This is a genomic window from Agarivorans sp. QJM3NY_25, assembly GCF_050870875.2.
GTDB lineage: Bacteria > Pseudomonadota > Gammaproteobacteria > Enterobacterales > Celerinatantimonadaceae > Agarivorans.
Genome location: NZ_CP194041.2, coordinates 3,057,066 through 3,075,290, shown reverse-complemented (window position 1 = coordinate 3,075,290; position 18,225 = coordinate 3,057,066). Strand labels below are relative to the sequence as shown.

The 18,225-nt window shown below is 45.7% G+C and carries 16 protein-coding genes and 1 pseudogene; 8 read left to right on the top strand and 9 right to left on the bottom strand.

Going from position 1 to position 18,225, the window contains the following annotated elements; genetic code table 11:
• Positions 1-67 precede the first annotated feature (67 nt).
• The 6 genes and pseudogenes from ACRRSW_RS14025 (at position 68) to ACRRSW_RS14000 (ending at position 5,404) form a co-directional block, all read left to right on the top strand.
• Positions 68-1,029, top strand: a pseudogene (locus tag ACRRSW_RS14025) (transposase).
• Positions 1,030-1,328: 299 nt separating this feature from the next.
• Positions 1,329-2,183, top strand: a complete 855-nt coding sequence (locus ACRRSW_RS14020) for a helix-turn-helix domain-containing protein (RefSeq protein ID WP_432452598.1) — start codon at positions 1,329-1,331, stop codon at positions 2,181-2,183.
• Positions 2,184-2,261: 78 nt separating this feature from the next.
• The gene (locus tag ACRRSW_RS14015) at positions 2,262-2,996 is read left to right on the top strand and encodes an SDR family oxidoreductase (RefSeq protein WP_432452599.1); all 735 of its coding nucleotides are present in this window, start codon (positions 2,262-2,264) and stop codon (positions 2,994-2,996) included.
• A 346-nt stretch (positions 2,997-3,342) separates the two neighbouring features.
• Positions 3,343-3,624, top strand: a complete 282-nt coding sequence (locus ACRRSW_RS14010) for an ECs_2282 family putative zinc-binding protein (RefSeq protein ID WP_432452600.1) — start codon at positions 3,343-3,345, stop codon at positions 3,622-3,624.
• The gene (locus tag ACRRSW_RS14005; protein WP_432459642.1) at positions 3,624-4,097 is read left to right on the top strand and encodes a hypothetical protein; all 474 of its coding nucleotides are present in this window, start codon (positions 3,624-3,626) and stop codon (positions 4,095-4,097) included. The genes ACRRSW_RS14010 and ACRRSW_RS14005 overlap by 1 nt, the downstream gene beginning before the upstream one ends.
• An 845-nt stretch (positions 4,098-4,942) precedes the next feature.
• Positions 4,943-5,404, top strand: coding sequence for a GFA family protein (locus ACRRSW_RS14000; protein WP_432459641.1), 462 nt, complete (start codon positions 4,943-4,945; stop codon positions 5,402-5,404).
• A 146-nt stretch (positions 5,405-5,550) separates the two neighbouring features.
• On the opposite strand, the gene ACRRSW_RS13995 is transcribed toward ACRRSW_RS14000, so the two are convergent.
• On the bottom strand, positions 5,551-6,027 hold the full coding sequence (locus ACRRSW_RS13995; RefSeq protein WP_432459640.1) for a GNAT family N-acetyltransferase: 477 nt from the start codon (positions 6,025-6,027) through the stop codon (positions 5,551-5,553).
• 352 nt (positions 6,028-6,379) lie between these two features.
• On the opposite strand from ACRRSW_RS13995, the gene ACRRSW_RS13990 reads away from it, so the two are divergent.
• Entirely contained in the window at positions 6,380-6,949 is a 570-nt protein-coding gene (locus tag ACRRSW_RS13990) for a flavodoxin family protein (protein ID WP_432452603.1), read from the top strand.
• A gap of 21 nt (positions 6,950-6,970) precedes the next feature.
• Here ACRRSW_RS13990 and ACRRSW_RS13985 read toward each other — a convergent pair whose 3' ends face one another.
• Together ACRRSW_RS13985 and ACRRSW_RS13980 are read right to left on the bottom strand one after the other, a co-directional pair.
• The gene (locus ACRRSW_RS13985; protein ID WP_432461120.1) at positions 6,971-7,276 is read right to left on the bottom strand and encodes an NIPSNAP family protein; all 306 of its coding nucleotides are present in this window, start codon (positions 7,274-7,276) and stop codon (positions 6,971-6,973) included.
• 89 nt (positions 7,277-7,365) lie between these two features.
• Positions 7,366-7,881, bottom strand: coding sequence for a hypothetical protein (locus ACRRSW_RS13980; RefSeq protein ID WP_432459639.1), 516 nt, complete (start codon positions 7,879-7,881; stop codon positions 7,366-7,368).
• Positions 7,882-8,161: 280 nt separating this feature from the next.
• On the opposite strand from ACRRSW_RS13980, the gene ACRRSW_RS13975 reads away from it, so the two are divergent.
• Complete coding sequence (locus ACRRSW_RS13975; RefSeq protein ID WP_432459637.1) at positions 8,162-8,998, top strand: MBL fold metallo-hydrolase; 837 nt, start codon at positions 8,162-8,164, stop codon at positions 8,996-8,998.
• Between the two features lie 849 nt (positions 8,999-9,847).
• Here the strand turns inward: ACRRSW_RS13975 and ACRRSW_RS13970 are convergent.
• The 6 genes from ACRRSW_RS13970 to ACRRSW_RS13945 are packed head-to-tail and all read right to left on the bottom strand — an operon-like array spanning position 9,848 to position 18,220.
• Complete coding sequence (locus tag ACRRSW_RS13970; RefSeq protein ID WP_432452607.1) at positions 9,848-11,179, bottom strand: lysine N(6)-hydroxylase/L-ornithine N(5)-oxygenase family protein; 1,332 nt, start codon at positions 11,177-11,179, stop codon at positions 9,848-9,850.
• Between the two features lie 9 nt (positions 11,180-11,188).
• Positions 11,189-13,963: a GNAT family N-acetyltransferase gene (locus ACRRSW_RS13965; RefSeq protein ID WP_432459636.1), complete on the bottom strand. Its 2,775-nt coding sequence runs from the start codon at positions 13,961-13,963 to the stop codon at positions 11,189-11,191.
• Positions 13,960-14,583 carry a nitroreductase family protein gene (locus ACRRSW_RS13960; protein ID WP_432452609.1) on the bottom strand — a complete coding sequence of 208 codons (624 nt, stop codon included), beginning with the start codon at positions 14,581-14,583 and terminating at the stop codon, positions 13,960-13,962. Before ACRRSW_RS13960 ends, ACRRSW_RS13965 begins: the two co-directional genes overlap by 4 nt.
• Positions 14,564-16,498 carry an iron ABC transporter permease gene (locus ACRRSW_RS13955; protein ID WP_432459635.1) on the bottom strand — a complete coding sequence of 645 codons (1,935 nt, stop codon included), beginning with the start codon at positions 16,496-16,498 and terminating at the stop codon, positions 14,564-14,566. Before ACRRSW_RS13955 ends, ACRRSW_RS13960 begins: the two co-directional genes overlap by 20 nt.
• A complete protein-coding gene (locus ACRRSW_RS13950) occupies positions 16,491-17,453 on the bottom strand; it encodes an ABC transporter substrate-binding protein (RefSeq protein ID WP_432459634.1) in 963 nt (320 codons plus the stop codon). The genes ACRRSW_RS13955 and ACRRSW_RS13950 overlap by 8 nt, the downstream gene beginning before the upstream one ends.
• Positions 17,450-18,220, bottom strand: a complete 771-nt coding sequence (locus ACRRSW_RS13945; RefSeq protein WP_432452612.1) for an ABC transporter ATP-binding protein — start codon at positions 18,218-18,220, stop codon at positions 17,450-17,452. The genes ACRRSW_RS13950 and ACRRSW_RS13945 overlap by 4 nt, the downstream gene beginning before the upstream one ends.
• Between the last annotated feature and the right edge of the window lie 5 nt (positions 18,221-18,225).

Sequence of the window (18,225 nt, the reverse complement as noted above, 5' to 3'; positions counted from 1 at the left end):
AATGACGGCGGGTTGCTTGAATCCTAAACATTTTTTCGTGGCATTATTGAGACACCCACTCTAACTCGTGGGACAAAATCACATAAGCAGCCATGCCTATCAGCAATTGAAATGTTTAAATGGATGTCTTGTTTGCATTGTTGTGTGCGGGGAAGATCCTATATCAGGTGAAAGTTTTGAGCATCGCCGAGGTTGGGTTGAGAATAGACTGTTATTTCTAGCGAGTGTCTTCGCTATCGATATTTGTGCTTATGCGGTGATGGTAACCACCTTCATGTGGTGTTACATATTAACTCAGAGAAAATAGCAAAATGGTCTACGTTGGAGGTTATTCAAAGGTGGCATAAGATCCATAAAGGCACCTTGTTTACTCAGCAATATGTACGAGGTAAGTCCCTATCTGAATACGCTCTAATGTTAGTGGAATCGTCAGCCGAGACCTTTAGAAATCGTCTCATGGACATTAGCTGGTTCATGAAAGAGTTAAATGAGCCCATTGCCAGACAAGCTAACTTTGAAGATCAATGCACAGGACGATTCTGGGAAGGGCGTTTTAAGTCTCAAGCTTTACTAGATGAAGCCGCATTAGCGGCTTATATGGCGTATGTTGACCTCAACCCCTTAAGAGCAAAAATAAGCCGAATACTTGAAACCTCAGAGTTCACCAGTGTGAAAAAACGTGTGGTTGCTGCAAGACACCAAAAACAACCTAAACCGCTTTATCCTTTTGTCGGTAACCCAAGAGAAAATATGCCTGATGGTTTGCCTTTCCATTTATCAGATTACCTTGAGCTTGTTGACATGACAGGCAGAATCATCCGAGAAGACAAGCGAGGTGCAATAGACACTACATTGTTGCCAATTTTACAACGCCTCAATATATCTTCAGAAAACTGGCCATGTATCGCTACAGAATATGGAGAAAGAACGGGTGCCGTTGTTGGTGCAGAACATTCAATTGCCCATTATTGCAATTCAAATAAACTCAATAGAAAGCCAAGATTCAGCTACAACCAACGACTCGCTTAACCTCCTCAAATCATCCTAGTCCTTTCAATATTTCCTACTAAATCATTAGGAAGAAATAAACTCGCCTAAAAACCAATAAACCTACTTTTAGTTCATTACTTTAGCGTATTAAAAAGAGCGAAAGAGGGCATTTTAGACAAATGCGCTTTTGTTCGGGGGCGGATTTTGTATGATGAGGTTAAGTTTTTAACGTGCGTGTCCAGTTTCTGTCACGTGTCCAGTTTCTGTCAGTGAATGATGCCAGCTGGATGTAAAGCATTTCATCTTTTCAAACACGGTATCTTCAATTTCGAGTGACGATGACAACACCTTTATATGATCACGTTTCATTTGAAAGTTCAGGCATTAGCCTGTGGTCTCATCTCGACTCGCCATTGACAGAAGAGATGACTCAGAAACTTTTAAAACCCCATACCAGCACCAACTATTTTCTGATGTTCGTCAATCACAGCCTTGTTCATTATTGCGTGGATTTAAAAGATATCACGGTATCCGCTGGGCAAGTTCTATTCATCAAACCAAGGCAAATCCGCATTCCTCCAAGTAGTAAAAACAAAGCAGAATACTACAAAGTTATTTTCAATGAAGAAATCTATGGACTATTACCTAGTCCTTGCCGCTTTTGGTTGGATCCGCTGAATGAGCAAAAGGTTGCTATGTCAACACAGGCATGGCAGCGAATGAACGATGCATTAATGCTCTTGCGCACCGCTATCCTAACATCAGCTCCCTTAAATATCAGAATGGCGTATTTAAATTCGGTATTACAGGAATTAGAGCATGCTTATTTTTCTAACGTTGAAAATGAACCCAAGAAACGGCATGTTCAATCATTCCTTCATTTCCAAACCCTGATTGAAAACAAGTTCATAGAACAACTTACCATTTCTGAAATAGCAAAGACACTTGCTCTTAGTGATACCAGCCTATATCAGCTGGTAAAAGAATGGGCTGGAGTATCACCGAAAGAATACCTTAATCGCCGTATTGTTTTAGAAGCTCAACGTCTACTGATTTACTCCAATCTATCAGTAAAAGAGCTAGCTGTGCGGCTAGGGTTTGCCGATGAAAACTACCTTTCTCGTTTTTTTCGTAAGCAAACAGGGCAATCGATTACAGACTTTTTAGTGAAATTTAAAGATATGTCTAGCTAGTACAATGATCTGTCTCTGTGTCATGTCAGCCCGTTTTTCTACACTACCTCTATCACAAATGTATCAAGAGGTGTCGTAATGAAAAGTGTTTTAATCACTGGCGCAAATCAGGGAATAGGTTTGGCAACAGCTAAGAATTTAGCTCATCAAGGATATTATGTTTACTTGGCATGCCGTAACCCAGATGCTGGAACATTAGCCGTTGAAATACTAAAAGCAGAAGGGATTGAAAATGCCTCATGTGTACTGTTAGACGTTACTGATCAGGCATCAATTGATTTAGCCGTAAAAGAGGTGCTAAAACACTCGAATAGTCTAGATGCACTCATCAATAACGCAGGTATTCTTGGTAACTTCAACCCCGATGGAAGCGTCTCTATTGAAGAAATTAAACGCGTCTTTGAAACCAATGTTTATGGCGTGATAAGAGTCACACGCGCTTTCCTTCCCTTGTTACAACAGTCTAATGCGCCACGTATCGTCCATATTAGCAGTGGGCTTGGATCACTTACGAATCAAAGCGACCCAGACTGGTTGTTTTCTCATTACAAAAGTGAAGCTTACTTTCCATCTAAAACAGCACTTAATGCTTATTGTGTTGCACTAGCAGCAAAACTTAAATCAACGAGGTGTAAGGTTAACGTTGTTGATCCAGGCTTTGTCAAAACGGCCTTTAATGGTTTTCATGGTATACATGACCCAGCTGAGGCCGCGAAATTTATAACCTATGCCGCAACGCTTCCTGAAAACGGTCCAACGGGCTGCTTCCTCTCAGAGTCAGAAGGATCATCAAATGGCATAATGCCTTGGTAAACCCCACTCTATCAGACAGTAGTCGCGCGGCTTAAAAATAAAAAAACATGCCATAAAAAAACACGGAGTCATTAACATGACACCGTGTTTTTTTATTGAATCTAATTACGCTGATTTCGCCTTGCCATTCGCTAGTAGTTAGCGTTTAATAATCAGAATATTATTAAACGGTGACCTTCCTACAGAGGACTTTCACCTCATTAGTTCATGACCATGCTGGGCGTACACAAGCGCTTCAAATCGGAACAAAAACAGCTGGCTTTGTTTTCGTTCCTCAACAAGTTTAGCCAGCAGTTTTAGTCCGCTTAAGCGGGCGTTACGTGTCGTATGAGAATGGAGTAACTCTATGAAAGATGAAAAGTACAATAGAAGTATTGGATTGCAATGTCCTACCTGTGGATGCACATCATATGAGTATGAGCACGGCGTTGATGAAACCATCGAAGTTGCAAAGTGCGCATCTTGTGGCCGCGAAATAACCAAGGATGAGTTGTTTCAAGAGAACAGCGAGAATATTCAAGAGCATATTTCTGAAGTAGGTAAGCAAGTGACCGATGACTTAGCAAAAGAGTTGAAGGCATCTCTAAAGAAAGCATTCAAAGGCAGCAAAAACATCAGGATTAAGTAATGCCCATAACAATTGATGCTGGCGATATTATCGCAGGTTTCGCCCTTGCGATGTCAGCTTATGCAACATGGCGAACTACAAGCTTTAATGAAAAGCAAAAGTCACTAATTGAGAGCCAAGAAAAGCTTAATAATCTATTGCTTGAAAAAGAGGAAGGCGAAGCTCTAAGTGACAAAAAAGCAGATTTAGGTGCTTTCTTTGTTAAGCTTGGAAGCAGTAAGTATAGGCTTAAAATATGGAACAAAGGAAGTGCAACTGCAAGAAATGTTCGACTCGAATTTCCAGAAGAAAATGACGTTCTCATAGGCTCAGATATCGAAGAAAAGTTCCCTCTTGAAAGCCTTGAGAAATTCCAGTCGGTAGAGCTAATTGCGGCTGTTTACATGGGAACTAAAAGCAAGCATGTTATCCGCTTGGTTTGGGAAGATGATGCTCATGATCATAATGAAAAACTTGCATATCCCACCCTGTAAACACGTAACAAACGCGTCAATTAGGACGCTCGCAAGCTTGCGCCTATTACGCGGGCGTTATAGGCCCAAGAATGATTAAGCCAGCACTTGCGATTATCGCTATTACTGTTTTGCTTGCATCTTGTGTAAGCCCTGAACAATTGGAGAGTCGTTACAATAGTCTCGGTAGCAAATGTGTATCCATCGGTAAAAGTATGAGCGCTGTTGAAAAGTGCATTGGCGTCGAGTTTCGTGAAAGCACATACCAAAATAAAATAGTGAGAGATCACCAGTCATGTAAGCCATATTGGGGGTTCCCATTTATGCAGTCTTGCGGTGGTATCAAAGTCATTTATGATCAAAACAAGGCCGTTACCAAGTGGCTAGCATGGGGGCAATTTGACGGTGTATAGCTATAACAAGTCAATCAAAGTTCGCCTTCGGCTGGACGCGCTAACGCGAGCCCTTTATTGAGGCGTTGATATGACCCCCACAGTCAATATAAAGCGCAGAAATTTCGACTCTTACATTTGAGAGCCTACTACTTGTTTTGGGTATAGTGTTACCGCATAGATGAAGCAAGTAACTTCGTTGGTTCTCATGCTGATATGCGTGGATTACTCACTATTTGATGAGTAGAGCCAACCTTACTTATTTCGTCGTGGCACCTGGCTTCAGTCTATGCTCGATGTTCTTGTAATACAGCCACTTGTATAAAGGACTTATGCGTATCTAAGCCAATAAAAATTATGTTATCGTTATTCATGCTAGCCTTCAGCTTTAGTTGTTAACACACAAAGTATGGCTCTGGCTCTGGCTTCGCGCTAACCCACGACAATGGAGGCTAGCACCTCGTGGGGGTCATTATGTCTATGCGTACTTTTCGATTAAGGAGATCGAGTTTGAAAGGTAACTGTTTGTGTGGCGAGGTGTCGTTTGAATTATCTGGTATCTTACCTCCGATTTATCAGTGTCATTGTTCGCTTTGTCGCAAAGTATCTGGGGCGTCATCGAATTCAGCTTTAATCGTCAGAGCTGATAGTTTTAAATGGCTTTCGGGGACAAATTCTATTAGTCGTTATGTTTCAAGTTCAGGTTTTAAATCGGAGTTTTGCCAATGTTGTGGAAGCCCTGTACCAAACATAAGCTCTAGCAAAGACACATATTGGGTACCAGTTGGTTTGATGTCTGAAGATTTAGCAACGACAATCAAGGCTCATGTTTACGTTAATTCGCGAGCAAACTGGGATGAGGCATTTATCTGCGACAACGTCGAAAAGTTTGCCACAATGCCTTCGGAATCTGAATGGTTGAAATTATCGGAGTAAGCGCACGCATACAAGCGTTTAAGACCGATTTGCAACGCTTGGTATTTTCCGGCTTATTTTGGGTTTAGTGTTTATGTCACAATGGTTTGGTAGGGTGGTGGCGTTGCTCGCCACGTTACACCATCAACGCTTAACTCGTTTCTGTGTTACACCAGCATTTTATAGTTCATGATGTGCTGCGGCCCAGCAGGCCCTCCTCGATACAAATCTCCGGTGTCTTGAAAACCACATTGTGCGTAACATTGATAGGCTGCTTTATTTCGGCAGTTCACGGTTAAATATAGCGCTCTAAAAAATGGGTAAACTTTCTCGATATAATTGGGGAGTTGTAAGAGTACTTTTTTTGCAATGCCTTTGCCCTGAGAGTGCTGGTCTATGAGTAATGAGCGGATCCCTAATGAGTCTGGCGGACAAAAGTCATAACTTGCGCTATACGCTAAATCCAGGATGAAAAATCCGACCACTTGATCTTCAACGATGACGAGGTGCGGGTGTTCATGCGCTGCAAGTTTTGCGATTAACCCAGAGACATTGTCAATGGCAAATATGGCTTGTTCAGGTTTTACACTTAAGCCACTCACTTGTTGCGCCCGTTGGGCGCTATATTTTTCAATGATTGGCATCTAGTCCTCGAATATATTGATACTTAATTCTTTGTTAAATATTGGTAAAGCATGGCTTCAGCCTAACAAGATTAGGGTGAATATAAAAGTGAGTCCAAGCTAAAAATCTCTAGCATTTAAATTTGTATGAGATGGCTCTATGGACAGCGAAGCAGAGCGGGGCTCACGATCTTAACTGGCTGGTTTGTTTGGCAACATCGGGAAACAGGGACGACCGCTCGTTCAAAATGTATCTGCCTTCGTACTATGTATCTATAGCGCTTTAAATTCTTAACTCGCTCCAAAAACTCTTGACCTTAAGTTGACTTGAGGTTTTATGCTGCTGAATATTGACTGTTCAGGAGTAAAAAAGATGAAAGTAGCCGTTGTTTATTACAGCAAAACCGATATCACGCGACAATTAGCGCAAGCGATTATTGAGGGACTGAAAACACAAGCTTGTATCGAGGTGCTTGAGCATTGTATTACGGGGAAAGAAATCATAGCGGGCAGGTTTCAGAATAAACCATTATTTGAATCGATTCTGAGTTGTGATGCATTGATTATGGGAACGCCAACTTATATGGGCGGGGTCTCGGCACAATTTAAAGCATTTGCCGATGCGAGCAGTGAGTATTGGTCTGAGCAACAGTGGGCGAATAAGCTGGCAGCTGGCTTCACTTGTGGCAGCGCTTTAAATGGTGATCAGTCGAGTACCTTGCAATATTTAACGATTCTGGCGAGCCAACATGGGATGTATTGGCTTGGTTTAGATACCGCTGATGGTTATCGAAATGATGGCTTAAATCGACTCGGTTGTCAGCTTGGGCTTGTGGCGCAAAGTCGTCACGATCAGGTCAATCCCGTTGATCTCGCAACCGCGAAATATTTGGGAAAAAGAGTTTCAAATTTGCTGTTCCGATTGAATAAAGTTGACGGTTAAGCCTAAGTTTCATAGGGATGCTTATTTAAATACAGGGCGGAAAAAACTGCGTTGGTAACTCACAATACAGTCCGTCTCTTCAGCAAATCGAAAGGCTGCAATACACTCTGGATCGGCCAAGGATTTAGTCCGATAGTCTTCATATATGGCTAGACTGGGAAAGCTGAATAGGGCTAAGGCAATATTGTTAGCGCCTTCCGACGGTAGGAAATAGCCATGGTGTTGACCACCAAACCTTTCGACCAAAGGGATCCACATCTTTGCATATTTTTCGAATTCCTTTGCTTTTTTCGGGTCAATTACATAGTTCAGATAGCAAGTGATCATCAATTTTGAACTCCAGTTTAGATTGTTTTTTAAAACTAAATATTGTGCAACAACTTACTTATTGTTGACGATGTTTGTCTCATCGCAATTTATTGCGACGGCGCTTCGATAATCGCTTGGGTGGTATGATTTTTATCTAACACAAAGCGTTGTTGGGTGTCTCCCAATGTGAGGGTAAACCCATCTGTCTCTAAGCTATAGTTCCAATCTTGTTCGTAAGATGTCAGTTTGCTTTCGTTTATCTCATAGTAGGAACCGCCCAAGGCATAGAGTTTACCTTCGATGGAAGCCATATAATCTTGATCGAAACCGTCGTCTTGAATTACATGTAGCTCTGTCGCTTGGTATACCCATCCGTCTAGGAAAAGATAGTAGTAGTCTCTGGAAAATAGCTCGTCGCTTCCATCGTTGTCTTTATCTTGTATTTTTTCAATGGGATAGAGGGTCAGCTTATTTCCTTTTTGCTCAGAGTACAGACGCCATACGTGGTTTTGTAGCGCTTGTTCTGCCGTAGCAACTGGATTGCTGTCGCCTGAATCTCCTTGACCACAGCCGAGTAGTAGAAAAACAGAAATGAGTTGGAATGATATGAGTAAATTTTTCATCTTTATCCTTAACTTTGAATTCGATGATTGAGTTTCGATGGCGACGATGGTTTCTCTTTAGAATGACTGATGGTGCCTCGTCATCTTTTTGCGCTGTCAGTATCACTAGCTGATACTCTAGACACTACTTTATTTTTGTTTCTTTGCCAAACAACTTATGTTGATGATTACTTAAGTGAAATTAAAGCGAATGAAGGATAGGTTAAGTTCGATATTGTTTATATTCAGGTGTATCTTGTTGATACACTCCAAGCTCAAAATAGTCGCTGAGAATTAAATTATGGAATTGAAAGTTTTAGTCGATAACAACACCATCATTGATCGTTATTTTTTGGCTGAGCCCGCTGTTTCATATTTAATTCGCGAGGGTGATACCAAGATATTATTTGATGTGGGATATTCAGATATTTTGATAAAAAACGCTCAAAAAATGAATGAATCTCTTATGGATATTGATTATGTGGTTATTTCTCACGGGCATAATGATCATACCGGTGGTTTAGTTCCTCTTGTGAAATATTACTCCGAAGCAAAAGCTGAACATTTTAACTATCCCCATCCAACACTTATCGCTCATCCAGATGCTTTCTCATATAAAGAATATGAAGGTGATGACATCGGTTCAAGTTTAGATCGTAAGCGATTAGCTCGGTATTTCAATACACGTTTAGTCACTGAACCATTATGGATTACTGAGCACATTGTATTTTTAGGTGAGATAGAAAGAGCGAATAATTTTGAAAAGATTGAACCAATTGGTCGGTGTGAGCACTTAGACTCAATGGTCGATGATTATGTGAAGGATGACTCCGCACTCGTCTATAAATCATCACAGGGTTTAGTGATTGTTACTGGATGTTCTCATTCCGGGATTTGTAATATTATCGAATACGCAAAAAAGGTTTGCGGTGATGAGCGAGTGATCGATGTCATTGGCGGTTTTCATCTTATGAATCCAAGTGAACTTCAAGCGGTAGGCACATTAAAATACTTCAGTGAGCAGAATATAGAAACGATTCACCCATGTCATTGCACAAGCTTGGAGTATAAAATAAATTTGTCTAAATCAAGCCATGTGGTAGATGTTGGTGTTGGTTTGTCTCTTGACTTCTCATAGATGGTTTCGCGATAAGTATCGACTGATAACAAGATGGCGCATTTAGAATAATCAGCGAGCTGATAAAATGAAGATGAGCATTTTCAGTGAATCACTTGTTTAGTTTCTTTCAATCAACAATCACCCGCTAGGCTTGGCAAAGTTTGGGCTTTTGTTACAAAGTTCAAAGCCTTGCTCAGCTTTACTAGGGGTGGTGCATTCCTATTTATAAATACGGGCGGAAAAACCAAGCCCATAGCCCGTGATTCCCAATGGTACGCAATCAATATTTATATCCTACAGGTAGTACACAAGCCTTACACTCCTCTAAAAGCAGCCGCGACTATTGGTAGTACCAAACATCTATTGCTACAAATTCGGTTAAGGGCGCAATCTTTGCCTTAGGAGCGGATATGGCTGCCGATATTGGGAATGGGGAAATCTTTAGCGAAAGTTCCCGCGATAGACCTGCGAGCTGGCGATAAAGTAATGATCAATATTAGTTTTGAACTGCGGGAGTTACTCGCTCAATATAGCCGCAGTGAATTAAGGGAGAGCACAAAAGTACGCATTATCCAACCCATGGGGATATGGTGTTGGGCGCAGCCCCTAACGACAAGTCGGTTGTAAGCCAGTTTATTGGTGATGAGCAGGCCTGAGACTGAGCGACATCCTTATAAATGCGAAAATGACGCCTAGAATAATTACTGATTAAGGGCTCATTTGTCCATGGCTATACGCTATAACGGTAAAATGTTCAGTTTAGCAGCCAAGGCACCAATTGATGCCTTGGCTGTCAAATCGCTATCATGGGTTCGTCGCGTTTAAGTGCAATCGCTCAATGACTTGAGCGATTGCTTTATGATTCGATTAAGCGTTAATCGCCGACAGCGTGGCGCTTTGATGACGGCTGGCTAGACTTGAAGGGCTGAGGCCCCAGTCGATCATACTGTGCTTTTCTTCGATCTTATATAAGCTTTGCTCGCTGGCATGGTTGAGAATTTTGGCCGCTCGCCAACTGGCTAAGCTTAGTTGTGGTTCGGCGATCCCGTGGCTATGCAGTCCGGCATTCACCATATAAATGCGGTTTTTACTGGGGCCCTGCCAGTTCACATCAAAATCGGCGTTTAGCTGAATTTGACCAGCCGTATCGCGCTCAAATAACTTGCTGAGCTCTGCGATGCAGGGAGGAAGGGCGCGTTGGTAGCCAGTGCAGAGGATCACCACGTCGGCGTCCAGTTGGGTCGTATTCTGATTCAGGCCATGCTTGAGCTGCAGTTGATAGCCAGTGTTGTGATCGCTGAGTGAAGTTAAGCTGCGATTTGGCTGAATCGACCACCAAGGCGGATTTCTAAGTACATAGCGGTCATGATAAAGGCGCTGGTAAATGCTCAAGAGGCAATCGTTAGTGATGCCATCGCTGGTGAATTTTTGGCGTGCTACCTCGCTATTCTTGATGTCTTGTTGCAGTGAGTAGAAACCATTAACGTAGTCGGGCATAAAATATTGGTCGGTAAAGCAGCTTTCATCGAGAACTTCGATGTTTGGTCTGCGCGATACCCAGGTTAATTGACTGACTTTGCCAAACTCACCATCAAAAACATGTTGAAATATATCGGCGCCGCTTTGTCCGCCACCAATAATCGCCACTCGTTTGTCGCTTAAGTTGGGTTTACGAAGGCCCAATTCACTGGCATGAAAACAAGTATCGTTGACTAAGGCTTGGCAGAAATCGGGCATCTTGGGGCGAGTGCCAGTGCCGATCACCAAATGGCGACTATGCAAGCGCTGTTGTTTGGTTTCCAGGGTAAACCGACCTTGCTCAAAGCTCACCGACTGAACTTCATGATCAAATTGGGTATTGGGCAGTGCCTGCGCCGCCCATGACAGATAGTCGGAAAACTCTAAACGAGAAATAACCGACTGACCCGAGGCAATGAAGGGGTAGAGCTTTTGTTGGCTCACCAAATAGTTAAGAAAGCTATAGGGATTGGTGGGATCGACACTAGTCACTAAATCTTTCAAATAAGAGGTTTGCATTTTTGCATCACTTAGCAGCATGCCGGGATGCCAGGCAAAGCGGGCTTGTTTTTCTAAAAATAAAGTTGAGAGCTGCGCTTTGCTGCTGGCAAGCGCTGCAATGCTGAGGTTGAACGGGCCAATGCCAATGCCCAGTAAATCATATGCTGGTGTATTCATCATGCGAAACCTCTAGATTACAAACTGATTAAAGAAACGTTCTCGCTCGCACTGTAGTAATGCGGCTCGTTTGTGTGGAAAATCAAACTCAAATTGCTTTTCTAAGCCTAAGCGCTCGGTGATTTTAACCACGCGATGGTTATCTGCGCGTGGTTCGCCCATCACCCGCTGGGTTCGCGGATCATCAAGAAAACAATATTGAATAATTGCGCAGCCCCAGGTATCAAAATAAACACCGCCGCGAAAATCGAAATTGCCCACCAAAATGTGTACTCCTCGGTCATAATTCTGATAGGCATAATGGGGACCTAAACGGTCTTCAGGGGTCCAGTAAACCTCGAAGTAACCAAAGGGCACGCCATCAAATTCGCCAATTACCGCGTATTGGTGAGGATCTGAGCGCATCTGTTCTAGATAGCTTGCATGTTGTTCAAGGCTGCCAGCTAATTCCCAAACGGGGGCGATCATGGGGTGGTTGTGCCAGTGATGAAAGCCATTCAAGTCGCGCTGTTGATCGATCACTCGAAAGCTTAGTTGTCGCTTCAAATGATAGTAGTAACGGGTGAATACTTGGCCAGTGGGTTTGTTGGGACGCTGTGGGTGCTCAATGCCATTGGCAGCCTTTAAGTGTTGAGTGGGTGGCAACTCGGCTTGTGGCTCTCGCCATAGCGGGGCAATTTGTAAAAATTGATGCAGGCTCAAGCAGGGCCCTGTTTCGCCTTGGCTGGAGGCTTCTAAATGAGCGCTGGCAGCCTCGGGGAAATAGTCTGCTTGTAAGTGGCTTGCTTTGAGCTGGTAAAAAGCATGCTCGGCGGCGCTCCACCAAACTAAATCATCACTGTGTGGTGCATCGCTAACCAGCCTTAAATCTAGATGGCATTGGCGTTGGTGTAACCGTGCTTTGCCCTGAGCAATGGTTTGGCCGTATTCTCGTACGCTGAATTCAAGACGACCAGCACTCGTTTGCTCGTCTGTAAAACACAGCTGGCGGCCACCTGCTAAGGTTTTATGGCTTTGTGGTTGTGCTGCGCTCAGCTGTAAGGGATTGGCAATGTCGCAATAGATTCGACTGGGATCACTGAGCGTGGCTTCGTTATGATCGGCCAAGAAGCAATAAAAATTACGCTTCCAATGCAGCGTGGGTGAGTCCAATACATAGTCATAGAAGGAGCTATCTTTTGGCCGAGCTGCGCGTAGCGCCGAGAGTTTATCGCAGCAGAGAGACCATAATTGTTGCTCGCTTATCAAGCCCTCGGCGCCAATTGCCGCAATGGTGTTGAGGAGGGTGTTGCCAATCAAGTAATAAGCATGGAAGGGATTAAGCTGTTGCGCTGGCATAAAATAGGCGGGCGACTGCTGGTTAAGCTCTTCTTTAAAGCGTTTTAGGGCAAGATCGGTTAGGCCGATGCCCTGGCAATCGCGGTAGGCCATTCCTGCTGGCAGGTTATTCTCAATTTGCAAAACAATGTTTTGTTGATGCGCCAACAACACGATTCCGTAATCGCTGCGGGCAATACACAGCGGGGCAATCACCTGGTCCATGAAGGCCGAAAACCAGACTAGAGCCGCATTCTGCTGGCTTAAGTTTTGTTGTTCAGCATAGCCTCGGATCCATCGACAGGTCTGTGCCGAAGGTTGCGCTAGGCTGGTCTGATTGGCACTGGCTAATAGATAGTAATTAGCTGGGTCGAGCGTTTGCGCTTCATCGCTTGCTTGATAGAAAGGGTTTTGCCGTAAGCAGCTCAGACTTAAGTCGAGCACATTGCCATGCTGATCGGCGATCGCAGCCCACAGGGGTTCTTCCATAAAACAGGTGGTTGCTAAGCGTTGTTGCAACTCTTGACCGCTGCGAGTTTGCAACAGCCGACTAAATTGAATGCCGCGCTCGGCCTCGGTACTGGATAGTAGGCGCAATGAATTGGTTAGTTTGACTGGTAATGAGACCTTGAGCATCCATGGGAGCTGAGGGTGATAGATGGCACGTGTTGATGAGGTGGCGGTCCAGCCTGTCGAATTCAGTTGCAGATCTTTCACCACCGCTGACAGTTGTGTGGCTGAATCGCTATTGCGCCAGGCCTGCGCCTGCAAGGGGTGCATCGGCAGCGGCCACCACTCTTGGCCCAATTGTGCTTGCGCCACAAGCTCAGGTTGCTGCGCAAAACTGGCCTGAAAAAAGGCCAATAGTTGTTGCTGAACACGCTGTAATTCGGTTTGCGCTGTACCTGTACTGTCTTGCTCTGGTTGGCCGAGTGAACATTGGCCAACCAAGTGCTGTTGATGGACTGCAAACCATTCTATGGCAAATTGGCCTGCATGTTCTGGCAGATATTGGCGTTGTTGCTGGGCGTTTAAAGGCTCACAACTTTTCGCCGCTGGATGCATGCTATGACCAGCAGTGAGACTTTGCTCGGCATGAATAAATTGCTCGGTCGAATCCTCTGAGCGGGCGGCGAGGGCTGCTTCCGCTTCTATAATTGATTGCTGCGATCCGCATATGCGTTGCCGAAAGTTTTGTTTTCGCTGCTCGTCAATCTCGGGATAGAGCTGCTCGAGCACTAAATCTAGGGCTTGAGAAAAGTCAATGATTTGCTGCTGCTCTGCCTGATGTAAGATGATTTTGCCCGTATAACGATGACGCCACGCAGGGGAGCAATAGCTAAGCTTCAACTCTAGGGTCTGGCTTGGACAAAGCGGCAGGAATACCGAATTACCCTCCAAGTGTTTGTTAGTGGTTTCAACAAGTAGGCTATTGAAGAAAGCTTGTTGGCCTAGCGGATGAGTGTTCACTTATTTGCCTCCTGTTTGCTGGACGAGTGATTTAGCCAAGGGCTGAGCTGGCCAGCCCCTTGCCATTGAAAGGTGTAAGTTCGAGCATCTTTGCGTTTTTTTTGTCGAGGATTGAGCGGCGTGCCTAAGATCAAAAAGCCTACCGGGTGATGCTGTGGTTGCAAGCCCAGTAGCGGTCTCACTTTGGGGAGTGAGACCGCATCGGTGCTGTACCATACGCCACCAAAACCCAGCCCATCGGCTGCCAGCAGAATCATTTGGCAGGCGGCTGCGGCAGACAAGATCTGATCCTGCTCGGAGATCTTGCTATGCGGTTGGAGTGCCGCCGACACCAATATCATGCTTGGTGCCTGCTTTAAGTAGTTGGCGAGGCGTTTGGCGCGTTGCGGATCTAAGTCTTGTTCAGAATCCTGCCAAGCTTGCTGTAAGTGCTCGATTAATTCCCCGATCTGTTGGTGTTCGATCACTAAAAAGTGCCACGGGTTCAAGTTGCCGTGATCGGGGGTGCTCATGGCTGCCTGCAAGATTTGTTGCAGTTGGCTTGGATTGGGCGCGGGAAAGCCCATTTCATGTACATGATAAGACACCCGACGATTCAGACTATTGAGTAGCTCGGTCATTATTTTTTCGATATCCAATAAATAGCAATAATAAGAAGTACAGGCTGCCGATGACGGACACCATTAAGCCAGCGGGAATTTCGTTCGGTGACAATAGGCTGCGGCCTAAGCCATCGGCCCAAATTAGTAAAATAGCTCCGGTTAGGCCCGCGGCCGGGAGCAACTGAACATGACGGTATAATCCTAGAAGGCGGGCGCAATGCGGCGCCAGTAAGCCAACAAAGCTAATTGCGCCAATGCTGGAAACACAAATGGCAGTGAGTAGCGCCGATACAATCAGTAAGATGCGTCGCTGATGTTGCAAAGGGATCCCGACGGCTCGGGGAATAATTTCGCCCAGCGGCAAAATATCTAAACTGCGCAGGAATGGCACAATACTGCCGAGGCTGAGTAGGAGAACCACCGCTAAGGGTAAGATCCGATCAGTCGATGCACCATAGGTGGTGCCCGCTAACCACATCATGGTGACAGAAGCGGTCGAGCTGCCAAAGGTGAGTAGAATATGGGTGGCTGTGCCGGCAAAGGCGGAGATTACAATGCCAAACAAGGCCAGTTGCGAGACACTTAACTGCTGCTTTAATCCCCAAGATAACAAGCCAATCACCAGACCCGCACCAACTAAAGCTGCGATGGTAAGGCTGAATTGTCCGGCGCCGGGATAAATCACTAATACGCAGGCAATTAATAAGACAGCAAAAGCGCTCACGCCGGATATATCGGGACTCGCCATCGGGTTTTTAAATAGGGTTTGCAGTAAGGTTCCGGCGCAGGCGAGGCCAAAACCGCCTAGCCCTGCTAGTAATACCCGCTGGTTTACCCAGCTTGCGCCAAGTTCTCCCGGCATTTTTAGGCAAAGCGTTAAAGTGGCCAAGAGTAGCAGTATTAAGCCACCGAGTACCCATTGGGCGCGGGCATGGATTAGTGGTTTTAAGGCGATGGTTTGGGTTTCCGTAGCCGCTAAGGCCCTGCCAGATTTTTGGAATAATAAGTAAATAAAGTAGGGGGCTCCGAGCAGCGCAGTAAATGCCCCCGTAGGTAGACGATAGCCTAAGAATAACAGGCTACGTGAACACCACTCGGCGGCCAGCACTAATACTGCTCCGAGTATCATGGTGAGCAGCCATTGTAGTAGCATCGCTTGGCGCGTATGACTGGCGCGTAATACTAAGCGGGCGAGGTGGGGTGCCATTAAACCGACAAAACCAACCATACCCACCAGTGCGGTGGCAAGGGCAGCCTGACTGATCGCCAGCAATAAAATCGCCCAACGCCAGCGTTTCACCGCTAAGCCTAAGGTGCTGGCGTGGGTATCGCCTAATAGAAATAAGGCCAGTCGTGGTAAGGCTAGCAGACCTATCAATAAAGCAAGGCTGATAGGCAATGCCGTTTGTTTGAGTAGTTCGGTATTGGTTTGCAAGACCTGACCGCTGCCCCATAGGAACAGGCCGTCGGTTTGGTTTTCAAAATACAACAATAGTAATGAAGAGACCGCGCCAGCACCTAGGCCCAGCGCCATACCAATCAGTACCACAGGCAGCTTACCGCCACCAATTAGCTGGCTGACCGTCAAGACTAATAGGGATAATAAGGCTGCGCCGAGCAATGCGCCGCCCCATAACAGGCTGAGTCCGGCTTCGGGGAGCAGTACCCGCACCAACACTGCACCTAATAAGGCACCGGCGGAAATACCCAAGGTTGAGGGTGAAGCAAAATCGTTATCTAAGGTGGTTTGAATGAATAAGCCAGAACTGGCAAATAGCGCGCCGGTGAGCAAGGCCATGGCAGCGGTGGGCAACCACACATAGTCAAGCATGGCTTGAGCCAAATCAGCCGGGGCAATATTCGGGCGACTTAGAAAATAGACGGCGATGCTCAGTAGCATCAGTGAAGATACTGATAGTAGTGGCTTAACCATGTTGTTGCTCCTGCCAATCTAACAGTGATTGAGTGAAAGCCTCTGCCATTCTGATAGCTGATTCTGGGCCGCCAAAGCTCCATAAAGGAGTCACCTTGGAAAAGCGTTGTGCTTGCACAAAGGGTAGCTTGGACCAAACAGGGGAAAGGGTCATTCGCTCGCCATCGGCCTGATTTCCCGCCAAAATTAAATGGCTATGCTTGAGCTGAGGTAATTGCTCGAGTTGCAAGTGAGTAAAGTCTTTTCCCGGTAAGCCAGTTTGCCATTGATAGCGTAAGCCTAGTTGCAGCGCGACCGCGCCAGCTAAGCTGTCTCGTGTGAATACTCTTAAGCCATAACCCATGCCAACAAATTTGGCATAGCTGACTGAATAATTGGCTAAACCGGCAGTGGCGAGTTGTTGTTTCAGCTGCATGAAACGCTCATCCATCGCTTTGAGTTGTTGCACGGCTTGTTCGGTTTTGCCAAGCGCTTGAGCGATGTGGCGAAATACTCGCTGCGAGTGCTCGAAATAGTTAAAATCTGCTTGCTGTGGATGAGGAAATTGCTGATAGATGAGCGTGGGAGCAATCTGTTCCAAAGCGCTTAATAAGCGAGCATGGCGAAATTCGTAACCAATAATAAGATCGGGCTTTAGTTGTGCAATGGCTGCTAAATTTGGCTCTTGACGTCGCCCTAATTCGGTCACTTGTTCAGGCAGCTCGGGGTGGTTGGTTTGCCACTTTCGGTAGCCGGCATTTTGGGTCAGGCCAACTGGTGTGACGCCTAAACTTAAGAGCATCTCTGCGGCCGACCAATTTAAGGCGACCACCCGTTGGGCGCTGTGGTTTAAGTGAATGCAGCTGGCTAAACACAGCTGCACGGGTGCCGCTTGGCTAGAGCTGCTAAGTAATGCACCGAGCACCAGTAAGCACTTCAATTGTCTTCGGTAAGCGCCTTTGAATATGCGGCTCATAGCTGCTCCTCTGGCCAAAGGACATGCTGCTGGCCGATTTGGTGGCTCCGTACTGGCGTTTGATAAACTTGACTGATCAAGGTCGCATTGATCACTTGAGCTACCGGGCCTTGGCTAACGATGCGGCCCTGGTTGATGAGAATGGCTCGGTCGCTATAACGGCTCGCTTGGTTGAGATCATGTAATACCCAAACGATGGTTTTTTTATATTGACGATTGAGTCGCTGCACTATTTTAAGCAAGGCTAATTGATGGGAGATGTCTAACCAGGAGGTGGGTTCGTCGAGCATCACCACTGGCGTGTCCTGGGCTAATACCATGGCCAGCCAGGCGCGTTGCAATTCACCACCCGATAATTCGGTGAGTTGGCGGTGGGCGTAGTCACCGATCCCGGTTTCATGCATTGACCAGTCGATAAGCTGCTTGTCACTGGCATTTAAGCGTTGGTACCACGGCCGATGTGGGTGACGACCAAAGGTGACCAGATCAGAGACGCTTAGGCTGGCCGGAACCGGATTACGTTGTGGCAGCAGTGCCAGCTGTTTCGCCAATTGGGCGCGAGGAATGGATTGTAGCGCCTGTCCTTGCAATACAACTTCGCCCTGTAAGGGACGGACTAAACCGCTTAATACCGACAATAAACTACTTTTGCCTGAACCATTGGGCCCGATCAACGCAGTGATCGAGCCCTCGATGATTTCACCACTCATGCTATTAAGAATGGTTGTTCCCCCCAATTGGAGGGAAATGTTATGGAAGCTTAACAATGAGT